Here is an 18,771-nt window from a genome sequence, read left to right on the forward strand (position 1 = left end):
CATCGCCCACACCGACACCAACAACCAGACCCGCCTCGCCGCCTACACCACCGGACCCCTCCCCCCCAACCAAGCCCGCACCGCCCTCACCAAAACCCTCCCCGAAACCCTCATCCCCACCCACATCACCACCCTCGACACCATGCCCCTCACCCCCAACGGCAAAATCGACCGCGCCGCACTCCCCACACCGGACCTCACCTCCGAACGCACCCCCCACCGTGCCCCCCGCACACTGGAGGAAAGGCTCCTCGCCGAACTCTTCACCGAGGTCCTGGGCATCGAGGAAGTAGGCCTGGACGACGACTTCTTCACGCTCGGTGGCCACTCCCTCCTCGCCACCCAGCTCATCGCTCGCATCCGCTCCGACTTCGGCGTCCAGCTCCCGCTGCGCACCCTCTTCGAAACCCCCGTACTCGAACCCCTGAGCGCCGAGGTCACCGCCCTCATCGCCGAGGGCGCCCACGGCGGTGGCCACACCGCGGGCGTCGAGACACTCCTCGCGGAGATCGAGCACCTCTCCGACGAAGAGGTCGACGCGCTGCTCTCCGGCTCCGACGCGCTGCTCTCCGAATCCGACGCGCTGCTCTCCGGCTCCGACGCGCAGGGCGCCGGACCCGCTCCGGAGCAGCCGGCACCGACCGCCGAGGCCAACCGGCCGACCCACGCCCCCAGCCGACTCTGAGGAGTACCCATGACGACGATGACCCGGTCTCCCCGGCGGACGGCCGACACCACACCGCACCGGGCGGCCACCACCGCCTGGTTTCCCCCGGAGCGATCCGCCGCGGACCCGTTCCGCCGGCGTCTCTACTGTCTGCCGCACGCCGGAGGCAGTGCCTCCGCCTACCGTGCCTGGGCCGGGCGGCTCGGCGACGACATCGAGGTCGTACCCGTCCAACTGCCGGGCCGGGGAATCCGGTTCGCCGAACAGCTCGCCACCACCGCCGAAGAGATCGCGGACGGTCTCTCCGCCGCCATCTCCGAACGCGATGACCGGGAGTGGAGCCTGTTCGGCCACAGTATGGGCGCCCTGCTCGCCTACGAGGTGGCGCACCGCATGTCCGCCTCGGACCGCCGGCCCGCCCACCTGATCGTCTCCGGCATGACCGCGCCACCCCTGGCGGCCCGCCGGGGGCGGCGCCCGGTACGGGAGCTCTCGGACTCCGAACTGACACGGCGGATCGGGGCACTCGGCGCCACGCCCGGCGACGTGCTGAGGTCGAAGGAGATGATGGAGCTGCTGCTGCCCGTCTTCCGGGCCGACTACCAAGTCTGCGACAGCTACCGGTTCACACCGCGGGCGCCGCTGCGGGTCCCGGTCACCGTCCTCGGCGGTGCCGCAGACCCCGGTGCTCCGGTCACCGGCCTCTCGGCATGGCGGGACCTGACGTCCGCCGCGTACGAGATGCGTCTCTTCCCCGGCGGGCACTTCTACCTGAACGACCGCCTCGACGAGGTCCTGCGGGTCGTCAGGGCGGCGTGCGTGGGCGGCGGCCGGCCCCTTGGGGGCGGCGGGCTGCCCCACGCCTAGGGTGTCGTGTCCGGCGGACCTGGCCCTGGTCCGCCGGACACACCCGGGTGTCCGATCAGGGAACGGCAGTTTCTGACGGGGTCCGGCCTGGCCGGGCCCCGTCAGGAGACCTTGACGGGGATCTCCCCTTCCCCGTTCAGTTCCTCCTTGGCGAGCAGATAGCCCAGATGGAGGCGGCTCCGCGCGCCCACGCTCTCCCGGATTCGTGCCAGGTGGTTGTGGTAGGTGCGCTCGCTGATGCCGATCCGTCGGGCGATCACCGAGTCGGTCAGGCCCTCGACGAGCAGGCGCCTGATCATGTTGTGGATGTCCGGCATGATCTCGGCGGAGGCGCTCGCCGTGCAGGTGGGCGAGAAGGGCACGGCCCGCTGCCAGTTCCGGTCGAACACGTCCGTCAGGAACCGCACCAGTGGCTCGTCGTGGATGACCGCGGCCGAGGTGCGGTCATCACCCGTCGGCAGGATGGCCACCGAGCGGTCGATGACGAAGAGCCGCTCGAAGAACTCGTCCATGGTGCGGACCTCACCGCCCTCTTCCGTCACGGCTTGGACGTAGGCCTTCGTGGGGGCGTCGAAGCGGGCCGGATGCTGGTACAGCGTCCGCATGCGCACCCCGCGACGCAGATGTTCAAGGGTGAACGGCAGTACGTCCTGGAGAATCCCCGCCGGGCGCCCACCCCCCGGCTGGGCGGTGATGATCTCCTCCGTGGCCTCGCCGCTGATCCGGCAGACGTAGTCGCGGATCGCCGCCATGCCGTGGACGTACTCGACGGCGGGCGTCACCCGTTCTGGCTGGGCCTGGGCCATGAAGAGGCCGAGCGCCGGTGCGAGCCGGTGCTCGACCTCCGTCGCCTGCAACTCCAGCTGCCAGGCCCTGGTGCGCCATTGGGCTGCCAGCCGGGCCTCGACCAGCCTGGGGTCGACCGGCTGCAGATACCCCTCGTCAGGTGACGGTTCGAGCAGCCCGACCCTGACGAGGGTGTCGACTCCCGGCATGTCGGTGTTCCGTGCGATACGCCCTTCCCGCAACGCCGTTTCGTACGCGGGCAGCGCCTCCGATGATAGTTCTGTCAGGTTTTCCAGGTTGTCTATCCCCATTTGTCCCCCTCAGGTCTCTGTGATGCAAGAACCTGCCCCCTCGGCTCCCTGGAGATCCTAGTTGGCCAAAACTTAACCTCCAGAGGACCGAAGCAACACCCGGTCGGACTCGCCAAAAGCTTCAGGGGGAAGAGCAGCCATGATCGAGATTTCTGCGGTAGGTACCGGTACGGGACACGGCGGCAAGGGGGCGGTGCGCCGGGGGCGTCGGGCCGTCGCCGGTGCGGTGCTGGGGGTCGGCTTCCTGCTCGCGAACGTCAACGTGTTGGGCGGCATCGGGTCGAACACCGCCGTCGCGAACTTCGTCGGGGGAGATCTCGAATCAACTTCTTCCGCAACTAACCCTGTTGCGGCTGACCTTGGCTGGAATTCGGTTGGCTTCCGTACCGTTGCGACCGACCTGGGCTGGAACGCGTCAAAGCCGATAGGCACTCGGGGCGATTTGGGCTGGAACGCGCCGAAGCCCGTGGGCACGCGGGGTGACCTGGGCTGGAACAGCCACAAGCCGAGTGAATCGAAGCACGCCCTCCACGGGGATTCCTCCCGTCCGGCGCCCGGCACCGAGGCCGGCTCCGTGCAGGGGACGCCCGGTGAGGTCGCATGACGGCACGTCTCATCGGAGTGCGGGTGGAGCGTTCGGGGGCGACGCCCGCGCGCCCTCACCCGGACGCCGGGCCGACGCGCTTCGGCGGCACCCTCCAGACAGCCCGAAGACGGGCAGGCCTCACCCAGGAGCAGCTCGCCGCGGCCTCCGGCGTCAGTATCAGAGCCATCCGGGACCTGGAACTCGGCCGCGCCCAGCGCCCCCGCAAGGAGACGATCAGGCTCCTCGCCGACGCCCTCGGCCTCACCGGTTCCCACCGGGCCCTGCTCGACGGCGCCTCCGGCCATTCCTCCGCCGACAGCACACTGCGGCAGATGTACGCGGAACGTAAGGCCTCCGTACCGGCGGCGATGGGCCCGCTGATCGGCAGGGAACGAGAGCTCGAAGTACTCGCCCGTGCCCTCCTCGGCGGCCAGGACCGCATGCTGTCCCTGGTCGGGCTGCCGGGCGTGGGCAAGAGCCGACTCGCTCTCGCGGTGGCCCACCGCTACGAGGCCGAACGCGAGGCCCGCGTCGTCTGGCTCCCGGCCTGCCACGACGGCGACGCCACGCCGGCCGACCCGGACCCGGGAGAGGACAGCGCGCAGTCACTGCTCACCTCCTGGATGCTGGACAGGCTCTCGGGCCCCGGCCCGCTGGACGAGCTGGCCAGGCTGATCGGCCATCGCCGCACCCTGCTGGTGGTCGACGGGCACGAGCAGGACCCCACCGACACCGTCGGCACGGTCGACCACAGCCGCCTCGTGCGGCTGCTCGCGGCCTGCGACCGTCTCCAGGTGCTCGTCACCACACGGGCCCCGCTGCCGGTCCTGGGCGCCCGCGTCGTGCCGATCGGGCCGCTGCCGCTGACCTCGTCGTTCGGGGAACCCGGCTCGGCTTCGGCCGCTGTGCGCCTCATGGCGTCCCACGTCGGCTACGCCCGTCCGGCGCTGCGGCAGACCGCTGCCGTCACGGAGGCGGTGACCGGACTCTGCGGACTGCTGGACGGGATTCCCCTCGCCCTCAACCTGGCGGCGGGCTGGCTGCCGATGTACTCACCCGACCAGCTGTTCTCCGCGGCCCTGGACAACCCGCTGCACCTGGTGGAACCCGTGTTCGACGGCGAGTTCGGCGGGCACCCCGATCTGGCGGCACTGATCCGCGGCGCCGTCACGGCGCTGCGGCCCGCGCAGTCGAGAGCCCTCGCCGCCCTGGCCCTCATGGACGGGCCCTGCCCGACCGAGGAGGTGGGGCGTCGGCTCGGCGGGCCTCCCCAGGAGACCCTGCGTGCCGTGCACGGTCTGCTGCTGCGCGGCCTGATCAGGGAGGAACGGGTCCCGGGGGGCACCACCGTCTCCGTACTCAACCTGGTCCGTCACACGCTCCACGCGGACAGGGAACGTACCGCCCTGCCCGTCGTGGCCCGGCTCTGACCCTCCCGCCGGCTTCCGGCCGGAGGTCCTGTCGGCAGGACCTCCGGCGCGGGGTCAGGACTCAACGGTCATCGGCCGGAGCGACACCGATCGGGCACGAGACACCCGTCCCGCCGATGCCGCAGTAGCCGCCCGGGTTCTTGTCCAGGTACTGCTGGTGGTGCGCCTCCGCCGGCCAGAACGGGCGGCCCTCGGCCGGAAGGATCTCCGTGGTGATCTCCTTGTGGCCCGACGCCGTCAGGACCTTCTGGTACGCCTCACGGGAGGCGTCGGCGGCGGCTGCCTGGGCGGGGGAGTGGGTGTAGAGCGCGGAGCGGTACTGGGTGCCCACGTCGTTGCCCTGGCGGAAGCCCTGGGTAGGGTTGTGCGACTCCCAGAAGAGCTTCAGCAACTCCGTGTACGGGACGACGGCCGGGTCGAAGACCACGCGTACCGCCTCCGTGTGCCCGGTCAGACCCGAGCAGGCCTCCTCGTACGAGGGGTTCTCCGTGTAGCCGCCCTGGTAGCCGACGAGCGTCGTCCAGACGCCCTCGGTCTGCCAGAACTTCCGCTCCGCACCCCAGAAACAGCCCAGCGCGAAATCCGCCACTTCCAGGCCCTGCGGATACGGGCCCACCAGCGGATTGCCGAGGACGGTGTGGCGGGAGGGAACGGTGAATTCGGGGACCGGGCGTCCGCGCAGGGCCTGCTCCGGGGTGGGGAGCTCGGGGGTGCGGTGGTTCAGGAACATGCGGGGCTCCTCCGGGGTTCGGTGTTCGGTACCTACAACACGGGAGCGGTCTCCGGGATTCCGGCACGATCGGCGCCCTGCTCCTGGTGCACGGAAGCCCCGGCGTGGCCGGGAAACCTCCTCGCCAAGGCCGCAGCCGCCCGCACGCCGCGCGCGACGCCGCTGGTGATCGCCCCGGTTCAGTGCGGCAGCGTCGCCGGACTGCCGCCGTTCGCCTCGTAGCCGGCGACGGCCAGCGCCCGGTAGACCGTGTACTGCGCGGCCGGGTCCGTCTCCGCCGTCCACGGCAGCGCGCCCACGTGGCCGTCGATCCGGACCAGCTGGTGCATCGCCTCCGACCAGCGCTCCATGTGGACCAGGAACAGCACCAGCAGATGGCGGACATGGGCCAGCATCGGATCGTCCGCGCGGGCCGCGTGCACCGCGAACATCGCGCCCTCGACCGCCCTGGTGACCACCTGGCCCCGGTAGAAGCCCTGCACGAGGTTGACCTCCGGCAGATGCTCGTACACCGCGAACAGCGGCAGCGCCGCGAGCAGCGAACCCTGCGGGGCACGGGCGGCGGCCGCCGTGGCGAAGGCCTCGGCGTCCCCCCGCGAGCCGTGCCACTTCTCGCAGTGGAAGTGCAGCGCCGCGATATGCGCGCCCATGTGGGCCGGAGCCCGGTCGATGATCTTCGCCCAGAGCTGGTCGAACTGCTCGGGGGTGTAGCCGAGCCCCCGGGCCACCGCCAGCTCCACGATGTACGGGACGGGGTCGCCCGGCGCGAGGAGGGCCGCCTCTCCGCAGACCGTACGGGCCTCCTCCAGGATGATCCGGAAGTCGTCGCTCCCCGCCGACGAGGACCGCCACGCCTGCTGCACCAGGAACTCCGCGTGCACCGCCGCACCGCCCGCGTCCTTCGGGGACTCCGCGCGCCAGGTCCGCAGCCAGGCGCCGCCCGCCCCGGGCCGCCGCGCCAGCTCCAGCGAGGCCGCGCCCGCGAAGGCCTGGATCCGCTGCCAGCGCACCTCGCCCTCCTTCGGCGTGCCGGCGAGCAGCTGGGAGGCCGCCCGCCAGTCCTGGGTGCCCTGGACGACGTCGAGCACATCCAGCAGGTCCTGGTCGGGGCCCGGCATCCGGACGTCCAGCTCCTCCTGGCGGGCGAAGCCGTACGTGTCCGGGTCGGCGGCGTCCGGCGAACCGGGGGCGACCTGGCGGATACCGCCCCGGCGGCGCATGACCCAGGGGCCGATGACCGCCGCGAGCAGGCACATCGCGAGCAGGAACAACAGAATCTCCATGACCCCATTGTCCCCGGAGCGGTGAGTAGCCGGTAAGGGCCCTCTCCACGAACTACGCTCGGGCCTCATGAGCGACCAGCACAGCTTCGAAACCCTCGCCATCCACGCGGGGAACACCGCCGACCCCCTCACCGGCGCGGTGGTACCGCCGATCTACCAGGTCTCCACGTACAAGCAGGACGGCGTGGGCGGACTGCGCGGCGGCTACGAGTACAGCCGCAGCGCCAACCCGACCCGCACCGCCCTGGAGGAGAACCTCGCGGCCCTCGAAGGCGGCCGTCGCGGCCTCGCCTTCGCCTCCGGCCTCGCAGCCGAGGACTGCCTCCTGCGTACGCTGCTGACCCCGGGCGACCACGTGGTCATCCCGAACGACGCCTACGGCGGCACGTTCCGGCTGTTCGCGAAGGTCGCCTCGCGGTGGGGCGTGGAGTTCTCGGTGGCGGACACCTCGGACGTGGCCGCCGTACGGGCCGCGCTCACCCCGCGCACCAAGGCGATCTGGGTGGAGACCCCGTCCAACCCGCTGCTCGGCATCACCGACATCGCCGCCGTGGCACAGGTCGCCCGGGAGGCCGGGGCCCGCCTCGTCGTCGACAACACCTTCGCCTCGCCCTACCTCCAGCAGCCCCTCGCGCTCGGCGCGGACGTCGTCGTGCACTCCACCACCAAATACATGGGCGGCCACTCCGACGTCGTCGGCGGCGCGCTCGTCGTCAGCGACCCGGAACTCGCCGAGGAACTGGCGTACCACCAGAACGCCATGGGCGCGGTCGCCGGGCCCTTCGACGCCTGGCTGGTGCTGCGCGGCATCAAGACGCTCGCCGTCCGCATGGACCGGCACACCGAGAACGCCACCAAGGTCGCCGACCTGCTGACCCGGCACCCCAAGGTCTCCCAGGTCCTCTACCCGGGCCTGCCCGAGCACCCCGGCCACGAGGTCGCCGCCAAGCAGATGAAGTCCTTCGGCGGCATGGTGTCCTTCCGCGTCGTGGGCGGCGAGGAGGCGGCCGTCGAGGTCTGCGACCGGGCGAAGCTCTTCACGCTCGGTGAGTCCCTCGGCGGTGTGGAGTCCCTCCTGGAGCACCCGGGCCGGATGACGCACGCCTCCGCCGCCGGCTCCCCGCTGGAGGTCCCGGCCGACCTGGTGCGGCTCTCCGTCGGCATCGAGAACGGCGACGACCTGATCGCCGACCTCACCCAGGCGCTGGGCTGACACCTCGGGCCCGGAGCCGCTGACACCTCGGGCCCGGAGCCAGCAACACGTGGGGCGCCCGCCGGAACCGGCGGGCGCCCCACGTGTTTCAGACGCCCGCCTTCTCGTCCTCCAGCATGCCCCTCATCTGCTCGCGCAGTCCGGGACCGTCCTCATGTCCATGGACCGACGCGGCGTGCTCGCTCGCGGCCCGGACGACCTCGTCCTCCTCACCGGCGATGGTGAGGGTGCAGTTCGTCTCGCTCGGATAGTTGCGGCAGTCCGCTACCTTCCTGGTCATCACGGCCTCCTCGGCTCGCTCGACCACTCCAGCGTAGGCCCCTCGCCCCCGGGACCCCAAGGGCTCACCAGCCCTCCAACGGCGGAGTGACCTGCGCGGGCCCGGTCGTCCACGGCTGCTCGACCCCGACCCGGACGAGGAACGCGGCGAGCGCCACGACCAGCAACCAGACCACGGTCCGCCCCACCGCCCGGCGCAGCCGCAGCCGGCGCCCGCCGCGCAGGACCGCCCGCGCGGCCGGGTCCGGCGGCAGAGCCGGGTGCGGGCCGTCGCTCTCTCCCCGTCAGTCGGACTGCGGCGGCTGGTACGACGCGGCCTGCCGGGCGGCCAGAGATCCGTTGAAACGGGTGAGGAGGGCGCAGAACGTGTCCCGCTCCTCCTGCGACCAGCCGTCCGTCACCTGGGACATCAGCTCGCGCCGCGAGGCCCGGACCTCTTCCAGCCGGGCCTGCCCGCGCGGCGAGAGCTGGAGCACCACGGCCCGGCCGTCCTCCGGATGCGAAGTGCGCTTCACCAGACCGGTGTCGACGAGCGGAGCGACCTGCCGCGTCACCGTCGAGGAGTCGATGCCCATCCCGGCCGCCAGCGCCTTGACGCCCATCGGACCTTCCCGGTCCAGCCGGTTCAGCAGCAGGTACGCCGCCCGGTCCATCGAGTTGCGGACCTGGCCGACACCGCCGAGGCGGGTCTGCTCGGCACGACGGGCGAAGACCGCCACCTGGTGCTGGAGGGAGTCCAGCAGGCGGTCGGGGCCCGGGTGTTCGGGGACGGCGCCCCCGGAAGGAGGCGCAGCAGTCGTCATGTCCTGAGGGGGCATGGCCGGGGGCTCTCTTCGTGCGGTGTACGGGTGGGTGGGGGACAGAGTACGCGGCCCCGGGGCAACGCGTACCAGTGCCGCACAAACCCGGCGGACACCACTGCGGGCCGCCATGAGACAAGTCTGCCGAGCACGGCCGGAGCTGCAAGACTTGAGGCCATGAGCTTCCGCGCGACCGCCCGCCACCCGGCCCTGATCCTCGACGACGTCCGGGGCGCGCAGAAGATGCTGTCCGGGGTGGCGCGGGTGACCGCCCTGGAGGGCAGCCGCCATCTGACCGAGCTGGTCGGCGCCCCGGTGCACCTCAAGTGCGAGAACCTCCAGCGCACCGGCTCCTTCAAACTGCGCGGCGCCTACGTCCGGATCTCCGGCCTCACCCCGGTGGAACGGGCGGCCGGGGTGGTCGCCGCCAGCGCCGGGAACCACGCCCAGGGCGTCGCCCTCGCCTCGTCCCTCCTCGGCGTACGCTCCACGGTCTTCATGCCCGTCGGGGCGCCCCTGCCCAAGGTCGCCGCGACCCGGGAGTACGGGGCCGAGGTGCGGCTGCACGGCCAGGTCGTCGACGAGACCCTCGCCGCGGCCCAGCGGTACGCGGAGGAGACCGGCGCGGTCTTCATCCACCCCTTCGACCACCCCGACATCATCGCGGGCCAGGGCACCGTCGGGCTGGAGATCCTGGAGCAGTGCCCCGAGGTTCGCACGATCGTCCTCGGCATCGGCGGCGGCGGGTTCGCCGCGGGCGTCGCCGTCGCGGTCAAGGCGCTGCGCCCCGACGTCCGGATCATCGGCGTCCAGGCCGAGGGCGCCGCCTGCTACCCGCCCTCCCTGGCCGCCGGGCACCCCGTATCGCTGGACTTCCCGGCCACGATGGCCGACGGCATCAAGGTGGGCCGGCCCGGCGACGTACCGTTTCGGCTGATCGAGGAGCTGGTCGACGAGGTCCGCACGGTCACCGAGGACGAGCTGTCCAGTGCGCTGCTGCTCTGCCTGGAGCGGGCCAAGCTGGTCGTCGAGCCGGCCGGGGCCAGCCCGGTGGCCGCGCTGCTCAGCGACCCGCGGGCGTTCCGGGGGCCGGTGGTGGCCGTGCTGTCCGGCGGCAACGTCGACCCGCTGCTGATGCAGCGCATCCTGCGGCACGGGATGTCCGCCGCGGGCCGCTATCTGAGCCTGCGGCTGCGCCTCACCGACCGCCCGGGGGCACTGGCCGCCCTGCTGGCCGCGCTGACCGTGGCCGACGCCAACGTCCTCGACATCAGCCATGTGCGCACCGACCCGCGCCTCGGCCTGACCGAGGCGGAGGTCGACCTGCACCTGGAGACGAAGGGGCCGCAGCACTGCGCGGAGGTCGAGGCGGCGCTGAGGGCGGCCGGGTTCCGGGTGATGGGCTGAGGAGGCCGAGGAGGCTGAGGAGCCCGACCGGAGGGGCCTGAACTCGCGCCGGGTGGCCGGAACACACCCTTTCACCGGGCGGCGGGAGCGGCCCGATCCTAGGATCGGACCGGAAAGCCGCCACCGGCGACACCATCCGCGAGTGACGGGGGAGTCCCTCCATGCCAGGTGCGATCCACGCCGAAGGTCTGGTGAAGACCTTCGGCGACGTACGAGCCCTCGACGGCGTCGACCTCGACGTCCCCGAAGGCACGGTCCTCGGACTGCTCGGGCCCAACGGCGCGGGCAAGACCACCGCCGTACGGGTGCTGACCACGCTGCTGCGCCCGGACAGCGGCACGGCCGTCGTGGCCGGGATCGACGTGCTGAAGAAGCCCAACGAGGTACGCCGCTCGATCGGGCTCTCCGGGCAGTTCGCCGCGGTCGACGAGTATCTGACCGGCCGGGAGAACCTCCAGATGGTCGGGCAGCTCTACCAGCTGAGCGCCCGGGACGCGAAGGCCCGGGCGGGCGTCCTGCTGGACCGGTTCCACCTCGGCGACGCCGCCGACCGCACCGCCAAGACGTACTCCGGCGGTATGCGCCGGCGCCTCGACCTCGCGGCGGCGCTCATCGTGTCACCGCCCGTGATGTTCATGGACGAGCCGACGACCGGCCTCGACCCGCGCAACCGGCAGCAGCTCTGGGACGTGATCGAGGATCTGGTGGCGGGCGGCACGACCCTGCTGCTGACCACGCAGTATCTGGAGGAGGCCGACCGCCTCGCCCACGACATCTGCGTCATCGACCACGGCAAGGTCATCGCCCGCGGGACCTCCGACCAGCTCAAGGCCCGCACCGGCGGCGAGCGCGTCGAGGTCGTCGTGCACCGCCCCGACGAGATCGAGCGCGCCCGGTCCGTGCTGAGAACCCTCGGCAAGGGCGAGGTCACCGTCGCCCGGCTCTCCCGCAAGCTGACCGTCCCGGTCAGCGGCGGGGCCAAGCTGCTGGCCGAGATCATCCGCGACCTGGACGCCCAGGGCGTGGAGATCGACGACATCGCCCTGCGCAGGCCCACCCTGGACGATGTCTTCCTCTCCCTCACCGGCCACGCGGCCGAGGTTCACGAGAACGGGGACGGGGAGCCCGACGGTGCGGCAGCGGAACGTTCCCCCGACTCCCGGAGCAAGGAGGACACCCGGTGAGCGCGATCGCCAAGGACGCCCCCCCGTTGGTTCCCCGACCCGCGGGGGGCATCACGCAGTCGGTGAAGGACTCCCTTGTCGTCGCCAGGCGGAATCTGATCCGGATGACCCGGATCCCCGAAATGGTGATCTTCGGGCTGATCCAGCCGATCATGTTCGTGGTGCTCTTCACCTACGTCTTCGGCGGCTCCATCAGCATCGGCGGCTCCACCGACCCGCAGCTGTACAAGGAGTTCCTGATGGCGGGCATCTTCGCCCAGACCGTCACCTTCGCCACCGCGGGCGCCGGCGCCGGCATCGCCGACGACATGCACAAGGGGCTCATCGACCGCTTCCGGTCGCTGCCCATGGCCCGGGGAGCGGTCCTCACCGGACGTACGCTCGCCGACCTCGTACAGACCACGCTCACCCTCGTCGTGCTCGCGGGAGTCGCGCTGCTCGTCGGCTGGCGCACCCACGAGAACATCGGCAAGGTGCTCTGCGGCTTCCTGCTGCTGCTCCTGCTCGGCTACGCGTTCTCCTGGATCGGGGCACTGATCGGCCTGTCCGTGCGCACCCCGGAGGCGGCGACCTCCGGCGGCCTGATCTGGCTGTTCCCGCTGACGTTCATCTCGAACGCCTTCGTGCCGGTCACCGGCATGCCGCCGTTCCTCCAGCACGTCGCCGAATGGAACCCGTTCAGCGCCACCGTGGCGGGGGCCCGCGAGCTCTTCGGGAACACGATGCCGGGCGTGCCGCAGTCCGTCACCGGGGCCTGGCCGATGGAGCACCCGATCCTCGCCTCGGTCATCTGGTCCGTGCTGATCGTCGTGGTCTTCCGTACCCTCGCGGTGCGCAAGTACCGCTCGGCGGCCCTCTGACGTCCGCTCCGCACGCACGGGAGCCCCGGCCGTCCGTGGCCGGGGCTCCGCGTCGTTCCGTCGTGTCCGGCCGGATCAGCCGGCGTAGGGCTTCGCCGCCAGGATCTTCACCGAGGCCGTCTTGCCGTTCGGCAGCTCGTAGCCGGCGTCGTCGCCCGTCCGCTTGCCGTTCACGCCGAGGCCGAGCGGGGACTGCGGGGAGTACGTCTCGATCTCCGTGCTGGCGTATTCACGGGAGGCGAGCAGGAAGGTCAGCGTGTCGCTCTCGTCGCCGTCGAAGGCGATCGTGACGACCATGCCGGGCTCGACCACGCCGTCGTCGGCCGGCGCCTCGCCGACCTTCGCGTGCTCCAGGAGCTGGGTCAGCTGGCGCACCCGCAGCTCCATCTTGCCCTGTTCCTCCTTGGCCGCGTGGTACCCGCCGTTCTCCCGGAGGTCACCCTCCTCACGGGCCGCCGCGATCTTGACGGCGATCTCCGTGCGCGCGGGACCAGACAGGTACTCCAGCTCGGCCCTGAGCTGGTTGTACGCCTCCTGCGTGAGCCAGGTGACGTTTTCGCTGGTCTGGGTCACAGGTGCTCCTCGTCGGTGCTGGGAATACAAAGCATCGCCCTACCCAGAAGCATGTGCCTCCACGGGTGGGCGAAACCACGAGCCTAACAATTCCGCAGGAAAAGGGGGAGAAGGTAAACCGTCACACCCCCCGGCCGGCCGATGTGACCCGTATCGTCGCAGGTCACAGGGGTACGGTCAGGGTCAGCCGGTCGGGCCGTCGTCGGCGGTGCAGCCCATCGGCTCTACCGCGGTCGCCCGGGACCGGGTCACCACGGTCACGACCTCATCGATCCGGTCCTCGGCCCGGTCGAAGCGGACCTCCTTGCGGCCCACCTCGGATCCGTCCTCACTGAGCGCCCGCACCACGCAGTAGCCGTGGCCCTCGCGGTCCTTGCGGACCTCCAGGTGGACATCGGCCCGGGCGTCGGAGACGACCTTGAACTTGATCATCTCGGCGCTGATGCCCTGGCCGCCGACGTAGCCGAAGCCGATCCACCCGATCAGGCCGAGCATGGCGACGCCGAGGACCGATCCGACGATCTTCAGCTTGCGGTCCGCACGCTGATCCTCGGTCCGGCCGTACCGCCCCTCGGGCAGGGCCTCCCGAACCGTCGTCATGATCGTTCCCTCCGTGCCGGGCATCGAGGAATTTTCCGGCCCCTCGTTCAGTCACTATAGAAGCCGCCCGCCCGGCACCCGACCGCACCCCACACCGATGTCGCGCGGGCGCGGCGCCTCTTTGACGGAGACCCCGGACCGACCGGAACGACCCATGATCGACCAGAGCGACCAATGACTGAGGATCGAGCTTTGACTGAGCAGCTGCGGCTGATGGCCGTTCACGCCCACCCCGACGACGAGTCGAGCAAGGGCGCGGCCACCATGGCCAAGTACGTGTCCGAGGGGGTGGACGTGCTGGTCGTGACCTGCACGGGAGGCGAGCGCGGCTCCATCCTCAACCCGAAGCTCCAGGGCGACGCGTACATCGAGAAGAACATCCACGAGGTGCGCAAGAAGGAGATGGACGAGGCCCGGGAGATCCTGGGCGTCCAGCAGGAGTGGCTCGGGTTCGTCGACTCGGGGCTGCCCGAGGGCGACCCGCTGCCGCCGCTGCCCGAGGGCTGCTTCGCCCTGGAGGACCCCGAGACCGCCGCGGGGCGCCTGGTGGCGAAGATCCGCGCGTTCCGGCCGCAGGTCATCACCACGTACGACGAGAACGGCGGCTACCCGCACCCCGACCACATCATGACGCACACGATCTCGATGATCGCGTTCGACGGTGCGGCCGACGCGGAGCGGTTCCCCGAGGACGAGTTCGGCCCGGTCTGGACGCCCCGGAAGCTCTACTACAACCAGGGATTCAACCGGCCGCGCACCGTCGCCCTCCACGAGGCGCTCCTCGCCCGGGGCCTGGAGTCCCCGTACGGCGAGTGGCTGGAGCGCTGGGAGGAGATCGAGCGCGTGGAACGCACGCTGACCACGCACATCCCCTGCGACGAGTTCTACGAGATCCGCGACAAGGCGCTCATCGCGCACGCCACGCAGATCGACCCCGAGGGCGGCTGGTTCCGGGTCCCGATGGACATCCAGCGCGAGGTGTGGCCCACCGAGGAGTACGAGCTGGCGAAGTCTCTGGTCGACATCTCCCTCCCCGAGAGCGACCTCTTCGCGGGCATCCGCGACAATGCCTGATATGTACGCGACCCAGGCACTGACGCACCTCGTCCCGCTCGCCGCCGAAGAGCTCGACAAGAACAAGGTCACCCCCGGCGTCCTCGGCTTCCTCGTCTTCGCGGCGCTCGCCGTCGGCGTGTGGGCCCTGATGAAGTCGATGAACCGCCACATGGGCCGGGTGAACTTCGAGGAAGCGCCCGACCAGGACCCGGTGGCGGCCGAGCCCGTCGCCGACGGGGCGGCCGCCCCCCGGAAGTAGCCCGCGCCGGGGCCGCGGGTACGGGAAGGGCGTCCGGCCCCGGTGCCGGACGCCCGTCAGCCCGTGACCGAACGGGCGCCGGACTCCGACGCCCGCTCGGTCACGCCTTTCCGTGCCCGGCCGCTCGGTCACGCCTTTCCGTGCCGGGCCGCGCCCGCCCGGGCCGTCATGGACGGACCTGTCCTCACGGCCGGGCCGGCTCGACCGTGACGCCCATGATCTGGCCGGCCGCGCGGGTCGGGGTCAGCCCGAGCCGCCACGCCTGCCAGCCGTCCTCCAGGACCACGCCCCGCTCCAGGGCCACCGCGAACGCCGCCGCCGACTGCTCCAGCTTGCCGTCCCGCGCCGGGTGCCGGCCCTCGATCAGCTCGGCCAGCTCCTGCTGCGCCACCACCGTGCCCACCTCGATGCCCCCGGGCGAGGCGTACGGCAACAGCGTGCAGCGCAGGAACCGGGCCCAGTCGCCGCCCCGCGCGTCCCCGTACGAGGCGAACAGCTCCGCCGCCTGACCGCACAGCTCCAGCGCCTGCGGGGCCCGCCCGTTGCCCGCGTCGATCAACGCCAGCTCCACACACGCCCACGCCTCCCCGTACGGCACCTTGATCCGCCGGAAGTCGGCCCGCGCGTCCATCAGCAACTGCCGGGCGAACCCCGAATTGCGCAGGTTTCCCGTCTGCGCGGCCCGCTGGTCCCGGGTCACCCGGCCCGAATGGTGCCGGGCGCACGCCAGCCCGTACACATCCCGCATCCGCGAGAACATCGTCCGGGCCCGCTCCAGCTCGCGCACCGCCCGGTCGGTGTCCCCGTCCTCCTCCAGCGCCTGGCCCAGGTAGTACAGGGTCCATGCCTCGCCCCGCGCGTCCTCGTTGTCCCGGTGCCGGTCCAGCGCCTCGCGCAACTGCTCCAGGGCGGCCGTCGGATCCCTGTCCAGCAGCCGGGCCCGGGCCAGCTGGGTGAGCGCCCACGCCTCGCCGCGTCCGTCGCGGGTGCGCCCGTACAGCTCCAGGGCGGTGGTCAGCGCCTCCTCGGCCGCGGCGATCTCGCCCGTCCGCAGCCGCACCTGCCCCAACTGGAACCGCGTCCAGGCCTCACCGTGCAGCGACTCGCCCTCCCGGTGCAGCCGCAGCGCGTCGTCCAGCAGCGACAACGCCCGCGCCAGATCGCCCCGGTCGCGCTCCACGGCGGCCAGCGCGTGGAGGGTCCAGGCCCGGTCCTCGGCCTGCGCGTCGGACGACTGGAGCGCCAGCGCCTCGCCCAGCCTGGCCGCCGCCTCGGACAGATTGCCCTGGTGGTGCAAGGTGATGCCGAGCGAGCACAGCGCCAGCGCCTCGCCCGCGTCGTTCCGCGCCTCGTGGTACAGCCCGACGACGGACGACAGGGTGGTGCGGGCCTTGTCCAGCTCGCCGAGCTGCCGGGCCGCGATCCCCGTACGCCACTGCACCGACCGCTCCAGCAGACCCTGGTCCACGGCCTGCGTCAGCTCGCTGATCTCACCCAGGCGGTACAGGTCGCCGCGCAGCAGGCAGTAGTCGCACAGGGCGCCCAGCAGATGCAGCACCGTGGCCTGGTCGACGCCCTCCGCGTGCCGCAGCGCGGAGGTGATGAAGCTCGACTCGTCGTCCAGCCAGCGCAGCGCCGAGTCCAGCGAACCGAACCCGTGCGAGCCGAAGTGCCCGGCGCGGGTCGACATCTTCCCGTCGACCATCCGGATCACCGCGTCGGCCAGCTCCGCGTAGTTCGTCAGCAGCCGCTCCTGCGCCGCCGTCCGCTCGGCCGGCTCCTCCTCGTCCAGCAGCCGGGCCAGCGCGAAGGCCCGCACCAGGTCGTGCAGCCGGTAGCGCGCCCCCCGTACGCGGGTCAGCAGCCCGGCCCGCGTCAGCACGGCCAGCAGTCGCTCCGCCTCCTGCTCGTCCGCCGCGAGCAGCGACGCCGCCGCTGCCGACCCCAGGCTCGCCCGGCCTGCCAGCGCGAGCCGCCGCAGCAGCCGCCGGGCCTGCTCGCCCTGGTCCGTGTAGCGCGACCACAGGGCCCGCTCCACCGGGTCCACCGGACCGTACGCGCCCAGCTCCTCCGCCAGCGTCTGCCGGCTACGGCCCCCGAGCGCGGAACCGGCCAACCGCAGCGCCAGCGGCAGCCCACCGCACAGCTCCACGACGGCGTCCGTGGACGGGTGGTCGTAGGGCCCGGCCTCCGCTTCCCCGGCGACCTCCCGCAGCAACTCCTCCGCGCCCGCCGCGTCCAACGCGCCGACCGGCAGGTGGTGCACCCAGGCCGGCAGGTCCTCGGGCAGCTCCAGTGGCTCCCGGGCGGTGACGATCACCAGACTGTCCGAGCGCTCCGGCACCAGGGTGCGGACCTGCCCGGCGTCCGTGGCGTCGTCGAGCACGATCGTGACCGGTGTCCCGTTGAGGTGCTGGTGGTACAGCTCGCCGAGCCGCCGTACCTGCTGCTCGGCCGAAGCGCCTTCCCGGAACAGCAACTGCTCGCGCGGCGCGCCCAGCCGGTTCAGCAGATGCAGCAGGGCGTCCCGGGTCGGCAGCGGGCTCTCCCCGGCGACCTGGCCGCGCAGATCGACCACGCACGCGCCCCGGAACTGGTCCTTGAGCGCATGGGCGGCCCGCACCGCGAGCGCCGTACGCCCCGCCCCCGGTTCGCCGTGCAGCACGACGACCGTCGGCCGGGTCTGCGTGGAGGCGCGGGCCGCGTGCACCCACTGGGCGATCTGCGCCAGCTCGGCCCGCCGCCCGGTGAACGGCCCCTCCATCTCGGGGAGATGCCCGAACGACTGCTCCAGCACCGCTCGGGTGCGGGCCGCCGCGCTGCGGTCCCCGCCGCGCAACTGGCGTCCCACCGAAGCGGTCTGCCTCTTGGAGGTGCGAGCGGCGGGCGTCAGCATGCGCTGCTGGTCCAGGTACGGGCGGATGCCCCGTACCTCCAGGGCGGTCAGCCACTGAAGACGCAACTGCTCGGCCCCGCCCGGCTGTCCGGCCGCTCCGGCGCGGCGGTGGGCCGCGGGCCAGTGCGAGGCGGTCGCCTTCACCACGGTCGTCGCCGTGCCGGCCACCGCGACGGCCGCGCCCGCGCCCAGCGCCAGACCGGTGTTCGCGCCGAGCGCCAGATCCGCGCCGAACGCGGCGGCGGCGGCAACTCCCGTCACCAGCAAGGGCGTTCCGAGTGTCGCTCTGCTGAAACGCTCCGAGAGCGGGCGCTCTCCCACCGCCACCGAGTCCAGTGCCCGCGTGTACGCGGCGTACTCCTCGCCCGCGCCGGCGGCCATGGTGTCGAGCGCGGCCCGCGCCCGCGACATCAGCGCACCGGCATCGGTCCGCCCGCCGGAGCGCCGCGTCTCCTCCTCCACGGCGCGCACCAACAGCTTCTCGGCCTCGGCCCGATGGCTGTCCCGCATATGCGTCCCCCTCCGAGTGCCGCGCTCCGGACCTCGGGTTCCGGAGCGTCGGGTACCAAGCGTCAGATACCAAGCATCGGGGTCAAGTGTCCTGCGTGACGAGCCCCGGCGCGAGGGGCGCCGGGCAGGGGAGGGTCAGGACGTCGGATCGGCTGCGAGGCGCGAGTCATGCGGCGTTGAGCGAGCCCAAGCGGGCGTCAACGGCTTCGATGGCCGGGGCCAGCGCCATGCCGCTGCCTCCCACATGGATGTCGATGAACACAATATCGCCATCGCCTGTTATATAGCCCTGCGGATCGGTCATCTTGAGGCGATTCGCCGCCACGAGGTGCGCACGCATCTGAGTGAGCTTCGCTACATCGTTGACGCCCTGCTCTTGCAGAGCGGCGGCGAACATTCCTTCACTCTTGGACAGTTGCCAGAACTTGCCGCTCACGAACTCGGAGCGAACGACACAGGCGGGCGTTCTCGTTC

General features: G+C 71.8%; 18 protein-coding genes and 1 pseudogene. 10 read left to right on the forward strand and 9 right to left on the reverse strand.

All coding sequences use genetic code 11. From position 1 onward, the window contains the following. Positions 1-685: phosphopantetheine-binding protein (locus ACZ60Q_RS15685; RefSeq protein ID WP_469633874.1), on the forward strand; the 685-nt coding region annotated here is incomplete at its 5' end. A gap of 9 nt (positions 686-694) precedes the next feature. Beyond that, positions 695-1,534, forward strand: a complete 840-nt coding sequence (locus ACZ60Q_RS15690) for a thioesterase II family protein (RefSeq protein WP_469633877.1) — start codon at positions 695-697, stop codon at positions 1,532-1,534. A 101-nt stretch (positions 1,535-1,635) separates the two neighbouring features. Here the strand turns inward: ACZ60Q_RS15690 and ACZ60Q_RS15695 are convergent, their stop codons facing one another. Further along, complete coding sequence (locus ACZ60Q_RS15695; protein WP_469633880.1) at positions 1,636-2,631, reverse strand: LuxR family transcriptional regulator; 996 nt, start codon at positions 2,629-2,631, stop codon at positions 1,636-1,638. Between the two features lie 139 nt (positions 2,632-2,770). Between ACZ60Q_RS15695 and ACZ60Q_RS15700 the strand changes: the two genes are divergently transcribed. After that, positions 2,771-3,235, forward strand: coding sequence for a hypothetical protein (locus ACZ60Q_RS15700; protein ID WP_469633883.1), 465 nt, complete (start codon positions 2,771-2,773; stop codon positions 3,233-3,235). Further along, positions 3,232-4,647, forward strand: coding sequence for a helix-turn-helix domain-containing protein (locus ACZ60Q_RS15705; RefSeq protein WP_469633886.1), 1,416 nt, complete (start codon positions 3,232-3,234; stop codon positions 4,645-4,647). Before ACZ60Q_RS15700 ends, ACZ60Q_RS15705 begins: the two co-directional genes overlap by 4 nt. A 61-nt stretch (positions 4,648-4,708) precedes the next feature. On the opposite strand, the gene msrA is transcribed toward ACZ60Q_RS15705, so the two are convergent. Then, a complete protein-coding gene (gene msrA, locus ACZ60Q_RS15710) occupies positions 4,709-5,377 on the reverse strand; it encodes a peptide-methionine (S)-S-oxide reductase MsrA (protein ID WP_469633889.1) in 669 nt (222 codons plus the stop codon). A 179-nt stretch (positions 5,378-5,556) separates the two neighbouring features. Further along, the gene (locus ACZ60Q_RS15715) at positions 5,557-6,660 is read right to left on the reverse strand and encodes a hypothetical protein (RefSeq protein WP_469633892.1); all 1,104 of its coding nucleotides are present in this window, start codon (positions 6,658-6,660) and stop codon (positions 5,557-5,559) included. A gap of 67 nt (positions 6,661-6,727) precedes the next feature. Between ACZ60Q_RS15715 and ACZ60Q_RS15720 the strand changes: the two genes are divergently transcribed. Continuing rightward, entirely contained in the window at positions 6,728-7,873 is a 1,146-nt protein-coding gene (locus ACZ60Q_RS15720) for a cystathionine gamma-synthase (RefSeq protein WP_469633895.1), read from the forward strand. An 88-nt stretch (positions 7,874-7,961) separates the two neighbouring features. Here the strand turns inward: ACZ60Q_RS15720 and ACZ60Q_RS15725 are convergent, their stop codons facing one another. The 3 genes and pseudogenes from ACZ60Q_RS15725 to ACZ60Q_RS15735 form a co-directional block, all read right to left on the reverse strand. After that, positions 7,962-8,153 (reverse strand): DUF1059 domain-containing protein, encoded by a 192-nt coding sequence (locus tag ACZ60Q_RS15725; RefSeq protein ID WP_469633898.1) that lies wholly within the window; start codon positions 8,151-8,153, stop codon positions 7,962-7,964. Between the two features lie 64 nt (positions 8,154-8,217). Next, positions 8,218-8,424 (reverse strand): annotated as a pseudogene (locus ACZ60Q_RS15730) (hypothetical protein); the annotation flags it as partial. A 12-nt stretch (positions 8,425-8,436) separates the two neighbouring features. After that, positions 8,437-8,970: a MarR family winged helix-turn-helix transcriptional regulator gene (locus ACZ60Q_RS15735; RefSeq protein WP_469633901.1), complete on the reverse strand. Its 534-nt coding sequence runs from the start codon at positions 8,968-8,970 to the stop codon at positions 8,437-8,439. A gap of 159 nt (positions 8,971-9,129) precedes the next feature. Here ACZ60Q_RS15735 and ilvA point away from each other — a divergent pair, with 159 nt between their 5' ends. From ilvA to ACZ60Q_RS15750, 3 genes are all read left to right on the forward strand, one after another. Continuing rightward, positions 9,130-10,359, forward strand: a complete 1,230-nt coding sequence (gene ilvA, locus ACZ60Q_RS15740) for a threonine ammonia-lyase (protein WP_469633904.1) — start codon at positions 9,130-9,132, stop codon at positions 10,357-10,359. Between the two features lie 161 nt (positions 10,360-10,520). Beyond that, positions 10,521-11,543, forward strand: a complete 1,023-nt coding sequence (locus ACZ60Q_RS15745) for an ATP-binding cassette domain-containing protein (protein WP_469633907.1) — start codon at positions 10,521-10,523, stop codon at positions 11,541-11,543. Next, positions 11,540-12,403, forward strand: a complete 864-nt coding sequence (locus ACZ60Q_RS15750; protein ID WP_469633910.1) for an ABC transporter permease — start codon at positions 11,540-11,542, stop codon at positions 12,401-12,403. Before ACZ60Q_RS15745 ends, ACZ60Q_RS15750 begins: the two co-directional genes overlap by 4 nt. Positions 12,404-12,478: 75 nt before the next feature. Here the strand turns inward: ACZ60Q_RS15750 and greA are convergent, their stop codons facing one another. Together greA and ACZ60Q_RS15760 are read right to left on the reverse strand one after the other, a co-directional pair. Continuing rightward, positions 12,479-12,976: a transcription elongation factor GreA gene (gene greA, locus ACZ60Q_RS15755; protein ID WP_469633913.1), complete on the reverse strand. Its 498-nt coding sequence runs from the start codon at positions 12,974-12,976 to the stop codon at positions 12,479-12,481. 183 nt (positions 12,977-13,159) lie between these two features. After that, positions 13,160-13,576 carry a DUF4307 domain-containing protein gene (locus ACZ60Q_RS15760; RefSeq protein WP_469633916.1) on the reverse strand — a complete coding sequence of 139 codons (417 nt, stop codon included), beginning with the start codon at positions 13,574-13,576 and terminating at the stop codon, positions 13,160-13,162. Between the two features lie 192 nt (positions 13,577-13,768). On the opposite strand from ACZ60Q_RS15760, the gene mca reads away from it, so the two are divergent. Continuing rightward, entirely contained in the window at positions 13,769-14,650 is an 882-nt protein-coding gene (gene mca / locus ACZ60Q_RS15765; RefSeq protein ID WP_469633919.1) for a mycothiol conjugate amidase Mca, read from the forward strand. A 1-nt stretch (position 14,651) separates the two neighbouring features. Beyond that, complete coding sequence (locus ACZ60Q_RS15770) at positions 14,652-14,891, forward strand: hypothetical protein (RefSeq protein WP_469633922.1); 240 nt, start codon at positions 14,652-14,654, stop codon at positions 14,889-14,891. Positions 14,892-15,075: 184 nt separating this feature from the next. Here ACZ60Q_RS15770 and ACZ60Q_RS15775 read toward each other — a convergent pair whose 3' ends face one another. After that, positions 15,076-18,297, reverse strand: a complete 3,222-nt coding sequence (locus tag ACZ60Q_RS15775) for a tetratricopeptide repeat protein (RefSeq protein ID WP_469633924.1) — start codon at positions 18,295-18,297, stop codon at positions 15,076-15,078. Between the last annotated feature and the right edge of the window lie 474 nt (positions 18,298-18,771).

The sequence above is a fragment of the Streptomyces sp. NPDC104313 genome, assembly GCF_055583985.1.

Bases quoted from the DNA above. Each gene is read 5' to 3' on its own strand.
- ACZ60Q_RS15690 (WP_469633877.1), top strand. From the start codon at position 695: ATGACGACGATGACCCGGTCTCCCCGGCGGACGGCCGACACCACACCG.
- ACZ60Q_RS15695 (WP_469633880.1), bottom strand. From the start codon at position 2,631: ATGGGGATAGACAACCTGGAAAACCTGACAGAACTATCATCGGAGGCG.
- ACZ60Q_RS15700 (WP_469633883.1), top strand. From the start codon at position 2,771: ATGATCGAGATTTCTGCGGTAGGTACCGGTACGGGACACGGCGGCAAG.
- ACZ60Q_RS15705 (WP_469633886.1), top strand. From the start codon at position 3,232: ATGACGGCACGTCTCATCGGAGTGCGGGTGGAGCGTTCGGGGGCGACG.
- msrA (WP_469633889.1), bottom strand. From the start codon at position 5,377: ATGTTCCTGAACCACCGCACCCCCGAGCTCCCCACCCCGGAGCAGGCC.
- ACZ60Q_RS15715 (WP_469633892.1), bottom strand. From the start codon at position 6,660: ATGGAGATTCTGTTGTTCCTGCTCGCGATGTGCCTGCTCGCGGCGGTC.
- ACZ60Q_RS15720 (WP_469633895.1), top strand. From the start codon at position 6,728: ATGAGCGACCAGCACAGCTTCGAAACCCTCGCCATCCACGCGGGGAAC.
- ACZ60Q_RS15725 (WP_469633898.1), bottom strand. From the start codon at position 8,153: ATGACCAGGAAGGTAGCGGACTGCCGCAACTATCCGAGCGAGACGAAC.
- ACZ60Q_RS15735 (WP_469633901.1), bottom strand. From the start codon at position 8,970: ATGCCCCCTCAGGACATGACGACTGCTGCGCCTCCTTCCGGGGGCGCC.
- ilvA (WP_469633904.1), top strand. From the start codon at position 9,130: ATGAGCTTCCGCGCGACCGCCCGCCACCCGGCCCTGATCCTCGACGAC.
- ACZ60Q_RS15745 (WP_469633907.1), top strand. From the start codon at position 10,521: ATGCCAGGTGCGATCCACGCCGAAGGTCTGGTGAAGACCTTCGGCGAC.
- ACZ60Q_RS15760 (WP_469633916.1), bottom strand. From the start codon at position 13,576: ATGACGACGGTTCGGGAGGCCCTGCCCGAGGGGCGGTACGGCCGGACC.
- ACZ60Q_RS15770 (WP_469633922.1), top strand. From the start codon at position 14,652: ATGTACGCGACCCAGGCACTGACGCACCTCGTCCCGCTCGCCGCCGAA.
- ACZ60Q_RS15775 (WP_469633924.1), bottom strand. From the start codon at position 18,297: ATGCGGGACAGCCATCGGGCCGAGGCCGAGAAGCTGTTGGTGCGCGCC.